5 protein-coding genes and 1 pseudogene are annotated in these 5,502 nt (G+C 73.1%); 1 reads left to right on the forward strand and 5 read right to left on the reverse strand.

Annotated elements, in window-relative coordinates; translation table 11 throughout:
* Positions 1-62 precede the first annotated feature (62 nt).
* The gene (locus HW445_RS17220; protein WP_180221897.1) at positions 63-1,082 is read left to right on the forward strand and encodes a 2-hydroxyacid dehydrogenase; all 1,020 of its coding nucleotides are present in this window, start codon (positions 63-65) and stop codon (positions 1,080-1,082) included.
* A 155-nt stretch (positions 1,083-1,237) separates the two neighbouring features.
* Here HW445_RS17220 and HW445_RS17225 read toward each other — a convergent pair.
* The 5 genes and pseudogenes from HW445_RS17225 to hemB form a co-directional block, all read right to left on the reverse strand.
* Positions 1,238-2,233: pseudogene (locus HW445_RS17225) on the reverse strand (ABC transporter permease); the annotation flags it as partial.
* A gap of 59 nt (positions 2,234-2,292) precedes the next feature.
* Positions 2,293-3,066, reverse strand: coding sequence for an ABC transporter ATP-binding protein (locus HW445_RS17230; protein ID WP_180221899.1), 774 nt, complete (start codon positions 3,064-3,066; stop codon positions 2,293-2,295).
* A gap of 127 nt (positions 3,067-3,193) precedes the next feature.
* A complete protein-coding gene (locus tag HW445_RS17235; protein WP_180221900.1) occupies positions 3,194-3,592 on the reverse strand; it encodes a DUF805 domain-containing protein in 399 nt (132 codons plus the stop codon).
* Between the two features lie 168 nt (positions 3,593-3,760).
* On the reverse strand, positions 3,761-4,312 hold the full coding sequence (locus HW445_RS17240) for a hypothetical protein (protein WP_180221901.1): 552 nt from the start codon (positions 4,310-4,312) through the stop codon (positions 3,761-3,763).
* A 136-nt stretch (positions 4,313-4,448) separates the two neighbouring features.
* Positions 4,449-5,441: a porphobilinogen synthase gene (hemB, locus tag HW445_RS17245; protein WP_151771895.1), complete on the reverse strand. Its 993-nt coding sequence runs from the start codon at positions 5,439-5,441 to the stop codon at positions 4,449-4,451.
* Between the last annotated feature and the right edge of the window lie 61 nt (positions 5,442-5,502).

Genomic DNA, 5,502 nt, shown 5'->3' on the forward strand with positions numbered 1-5,502 from the left:
GCCCGGCGCGAGGGCCTTCCGGCCGCTCGCGGGCGGGCGGCGGGGCTCGTATCGTCGGCTGCATGGAGATCCTCGCGTTCGGAGTCCAGCACGACGAGAAGCCGCTCCTGGAGGAGGCCTTCGCCGCCGCGGTCGGCCCGCTGGGGCACGAGCTGCGCTGCCTGGACGTCAACCTGGACGCGGACACCGCCGCCCTCGCCCTCGGTCACGAGGTGGTGGTCAGCCCGGTCAACGCGGAGCTGGACCGCCAGGTGCTGCAGACCCTCGCGGTCGGCGGCACCGGGCTGATCGCCCAGCGCTCCACCGGCTTCAACAACATCGACCTGCCCGTCGCCGAACGCCTCGGCATGACCGTGGCGCGGGTCTCCGCCTACTCGCCGTACGCGGTCGCCGAACACGCCTGGGCGCTGGCCCTGGCGTGCAACCGGCGGATAGACCGCGCCGCCCGGCGCACCCGGGACTTCGACTTCCGGATCAACGGCCTGATGGGCCGTGACCTGCACGGCCGGACCGCCGGGGTGATCGGCACCGGCAAGATCGGCGCCGCCTTCGCCCGCATCGCCCACGGCTTCGGCATGGAGCTCCTCGGCTGGGACATCCGCGAGAACCCGGAGTGCCTGGAGCTGGGCATGACCTACGTCCCGACCGCCGAACTGCTGGCCCGCTCCGACCTGATCACCCTGCACGTCCCGCTCACCCCGGAGACCGAGCACCTCATCGACGCGCAGGCGCTGCGGGTCATCAAGGACGACGCGATCCTGGTGAACACCAGCCGCGGCGGCCTGGTGGACACCGCCGCGCTGGTCGCCGAACTGCGGGCCGGCCGGTTCGCCGGAGTGGGCCTGGACGTCTACGAGGCGGAGGAGGGCCTGTTCTTCCTCGACAAGTCGCTGGACTTCGTCGAGGACGACACCCTGGCCCGGCTGGTCACCTTCCCCAACGTCCTGGTCACCGGCCACCAGGCCTACTACACGTCCGACGCGGTGGGGCAGATCGCGCACACCACCGCGTCGAACGTGGTGGACTACCTGGCCGGCCGCCGCTCTCAGAACGTGCTGGTGCCCAGGCTGCCCGCGCCCTGACCGGCGTCCCGCTCCAGCCCGGCCAGCAACTCCCGGACGACCTCCGTCCCGCGCACCGTGAGCACCGACTCCGGGTGGAACTGCACCCCGGCGAACCCAGGCCCGCGCAGCGCGTGCACCTCGCCGTCCGCGGCCCGGCTCACCTCCACCGCGCGCGCGGCCAGTCCGGCCGCCGCCGCGACCACGCCGACCGCGCCCGCCTCCAGCAGCACGGAGCGGGTGATCTGCCGCCGCGAGGCGCCGACGGCCCGCAGCAGCGCCAATTCACGGGTGCGCTGGGCGACCAGCATGGAGAAGGTGTTGGAGATGATGAAGGTGCCGACGAAGAGCGCGATGCCGGCGAACACCAGGAGACCGCTCTCCATGGCGCTCATCTGCGACGCGATGCGTTCCGCCTGGTCCTCGGCGAGCTGCTCCCCGGTGCTGGTGGCGACGCCCTCGGGCAGGACCGCCTTCAGCGCGGCGCGCAGTTCGTCCTGACCGGTGCCGGGCGCGGCCCGGACGAAGATCTCGTCGTACTCGCCGGTGCTGTGGAACAGCTTCTGCGCGGTCGCCGTGTCGAAGAGGGCGAGGCTGCCGCCTGCGGCGACCGCTCCGTCGTCGGTGGTGAAGACACCGGTCAGGGTCGGGGTGAGGACCGGTCCGTCCACGGACAGCCGGACCGTGTCGCCGACCGCGTACCCGCCCTCGCGCGCGGTCCGCTCGTCGAGGGCGACCTCCTGCGCGCCGCGCGGGGCACGTCCGTCGGCGAGCGGGTAGCGGGGGTCGGCGTCGCCCCAGTAGTTGCCGCCCTGGGACTGGAAGCCCTCGGTGACCAGCTCGCCGTCCCGGCCGGCCACGGCGGCCCAGCCCGTCACCACGCCGGTCGCCTCCTCGACGCCCGGGACCGCGGCGGTCCTCTTCAGCAGCGCGGGGGTGAGCACGGGCGGGTCGGAGGGCTTCCGGTCTCCGGAGCCCGGGCCCCGGTCGGGGCTGAGGGCGACGTCGACCTGGTCGAAGCCCTTGGCGGAGCTGTTCCGCATGGCGTTCGAGACGGTGTCGGTGAAGACCAGGGTGCCGGACACGAACGCGACGCCGAGCAGCACGGCGAGCATCGTCATCAGCAGTCGGGCCTTGTGCGCGAAGACGTTGCGCAGGGCGGTACGGAACATGGGTGAGGGTCTCTCGGTCTCGTGCGGCGAAGGTACGGAAGGCGGCGGCGCCGGCCGGGTCAGCTGACGCGGCCCTTCGCGTCGAACTCCTTCATGCGGTCGAGCACGGCCTCCGCACTCGGCGCCCGCAGCTCGTCGACGAGCCGTCCGTCGGCCAGGAAGACGACCCGGTCCGCGTAGGCGGCGGCGACCGGGTCGTGGGTGACCATCACCACGGTCTGCTGGTGCGCGCGCACCGAGTCGCGCAGGAAGCCGAGGATCTCCGCCCCGGACCGGGAGTCGAGGTTGCCGGTCGGCTCGTCGGCGAAGACGATCTGCGGGCGGGAGGCGAGCGCGCGGGCGACCGCGACCCGCTGCTGCTGACCGCCGGAGAGCTGGGCCGGCCGGTGCCCGAGGCGTCCGGACAAACCGACCATGTCGATCACGGTGTCCAGCCAGCCGCGGTCCGGCTTCCGCCCGGCTATGTCGAGGGGGAGCGTGATGTTCTCGAGGGCCGTGAGGGTGGGCAGCAGGTTGAACGCCTGGAAGACGAAGCCGATCCGGTCGCGGCGCAGCCGGGTCAGGTCCTTGTCCTTCAGCGAGGCCAGCTCGGTGCCGCCGATGCGGACGGAGCCGGAGGAGAAGGTGTCGAGGCCGGCGACGCAGTGCATGAGGGTGGACTTGCCGGACCCGGACGGGCCCATGATGGCGGTGAACTCGGACTCGTGGAAGTCGATGGTGACGCCGTCGAGGGCGACCACCCGGGTGTCGCCGTGGCCGTAGACCTTCGTCAGGTCGGCGGCCTGCGCGGCCACCACGGCGGTGGTCCGGTCTGCGGTGTCGGTGATGGTCACGGGTGGGTGCTCCTGGCAGCCGGCGGATCGGGGACCCCACCATCATCCGTCCCGCGCACCCGCGCGCCGTCAGCCCACGATCCCGTTCCCGCCGCCCACCTGGGTCGCATACCGGCAGGCCGGGGTCCTACTCGGGTATGACCCCGTCCCGGAGTCGTCCCCCGGTCGCGGTGGTCGGCGCGGACTTGGGGTTCGCGCCCCACCGGTTGGTCCCCGGCTCGCCGTCGCGGACGGACCAGACGAACAGCACCAGGATCCCGAACGGCACGAAGGACAGGAGGACCCACGCCCCGGACCGCCCGATGTCGTGGAGGCGGCGGACCGCGGTCGCGAGCCAGAACGCGAGGCAGCAGGCGATGAGCAGCAGCAGGACCAGGGCGAGGACGGCGTTGACGTCCAGCAGCAGCATGGCGAGCGGCAGGAACGCGGCCGTGACGACCGTGAAGCGCCAGAACTCGGACCGGCGCGAGCGTCCCTTGACGTCGGTGCCCTTCCTGAGCACCGCGGCGACCTGCTCGTGCAGCATGGCTTCCCCCTCCGTGCGGACGCCCCCCGGCGTACCTCGGCGGACGGCCACCTGCCGGACACCGGGGGTGAACGTACGCCCAGTGATCGACATCCGTCAACGGGAGTTCCCGCCTGGGGTTTTGCCGCCGGGCGCAAGGCCGCGGGGGTACCCGGCCGGGACGCCGCCCTACCTCCCCGCGCGCGGCCGCCCGTTGTGCCGCAGCCGCAGCCGGCGGCGGGGGTGGGAGCGCAGCACCGGGTGGAGGCTCCAGTTCCGTTCCGAGGCGAACGCCAGCACGTGGCCGGCGCCGACGCCGCGGAAGTACCGCGCGCCGAGAACGAGCTCGCGCTGGAACGCGACGACGCCCCGGGACGACTCCGCCCGCCGGGTCGCCGCCTCCACGCGCCGCTCCACCCGGGCCCGGTAGTACGCCGTGTCGCCCTCCCGCACCAGCTCCACCGGGCTCACGCACCACAGCGGTACGAACGGCATGCGGCCCAGGGTCGCGTCCAGCATCCGTACCGCGCCCCTCTCGGCGCGCGGGACCACGAGGACGAAGAGCTCGACGAAGGGCGCCACGCAGTACAGGCAGAACGCGAGGAACAGCCAGAGCACCCACCACACCGGCAGGAGGACCAGCGTCAGCGGCAGGAGCAGCAGCCAGCGCAGGGCGGCCGGGCGGACGGGGAGCGGGCCCCAGGCCGGATCGCCGGCCTGGCCGTGGTGGTGGTCGGGCATCATCGCTTCCCCCGGATCGCGCCTGCGCCCACGTCCGGCGGTCTCCGCCCGTGAGCGTGGGTGACTGTACCCGGTGGGCCGCACGGCGGGCACGGCCCGCCCCCGCCGTCGAAGACGGCCCGTGGCCGGTCCGGCGTCAGCGCAGCATGCGCGCCGCCTCCACCGCCCAGTAGGTGAGGATGTTCCGCGCACCGGCCCGCTTGATGCCGGTCAGGGTCTCCAGGATCGCCTTGTCGCGGTCGACCCAGCCCTTCTCCGCCGCCGCCTCGACCATCGAGTACTCGCCGGAGATCTGGTACGCCGCCACGGGGACGTCCACCGCGTCGGCGACCCGGGCGAGGACGTCCAGGTAGGGACCGGCCGGCTTGACCATGACCATGTCCGCGCCCTCCTCCAGGTCGAGCGCCAGCTCGCGCAGCGACTCGCGGAGGTTGCCGGGGTCCTGCTGGTAGGTCTTGCGGTCGCCCTGGAGCGACGACCCGACGGCCTCGCGGAAGGGGCCGTAGAAGGCGGAGGAGTACTTGGCGGTGTAGGCGAGGATCGACACGTCCTCCCGCCCGATCTGGTCGAGCGCGTCGCGGACGACGCCGATCTGGCCGTCCATCATGCCGCTGGGCCCCACGACGTGGGCGCCGGCGTCCGCCTGGACCTGGGCCATCTCCGCGTACCGCTCCAGCGTGGCGTCGTTGTCCACCCGGCCCTCGGCGTCGAGCACGCCGCAGTGGCCGTGGTCGGTGAACTCGTCCAGGCACAGGTCCGACATGACGATCAGGTCGTCGCCGACCTCCGCCCGCACGTCGCGCAGCGCGACCTGGAGGATGCCGTCCGGGTCGGTGCCGCAGGTGCCGAGGGCGTCCTTCTTCTCGTCCGCCGGGACGCCGAAGAGCATGATCCCGGAGACGCCCGCCTCGACGGCCTCCGCCGCCGCCTTCTTCAGCGTCTCCCGGGTGTGCTGGAAGACCCCCGGCATCGAGCTGATCGGCACCGGCTCGCTCACGCCCTCCCGCACGAACGCGGGAAGGATGAAGTCGGCGGGGTGCAGCCGGGTCTCGGCCACCATGCGCCGCATCGTGGGAGTCGTACGCAGCCGCCGCGGCCGCGTACCGGGGAAGGAACCGTACGTCGTCATACCCTCCACGCTACGCCCGCCGGAAGGGACGTTTTGCCGACGCCGGGTCGGAGGCGCCGCC

It is taken from the genome of Streptomyces sp. UH6 (assembly GCF_013421635.1).
GTDB lineage: Bacteria > Actinomycetota > Actinomycetes > Streptomycetales > Streptomycetaceae > Streptomyces > Streptomyces abyssomicinicus.

Excerpts from the sequence above, each read along its gene's own strand:
- HW445_RS17220 (WP_180221897.1), top strand. The coding sequence starts at position 63 with ATGGAGATCCTCGCGTTCGGAGTCCAGCACGACGAGAAGCCGCTCCTG.
- HW445_RS17235 (WP_180221900.1), bottom strand. The coding sequence starts at position 3,592 with ATGCTGCACGAGCAGGTCGCCGCGGTGCTCAGGAAGGGCACCGACGTC.
- HW445_RS17240 (WP_180221901.1), bottom strand. The coding sequence starts at position 4,312 with ATGCCCGACCACCACCACGGCCAGGCCGGCGATCCGGCCTGGGGCCCG.
- hemB (WP_151771895.1), bottom strand. The coding sequence starts at position 5,441 with ATGACGACGTACGGTTCCTTCCCCGGTACGCGGCCGCGGCGGCTGCGT.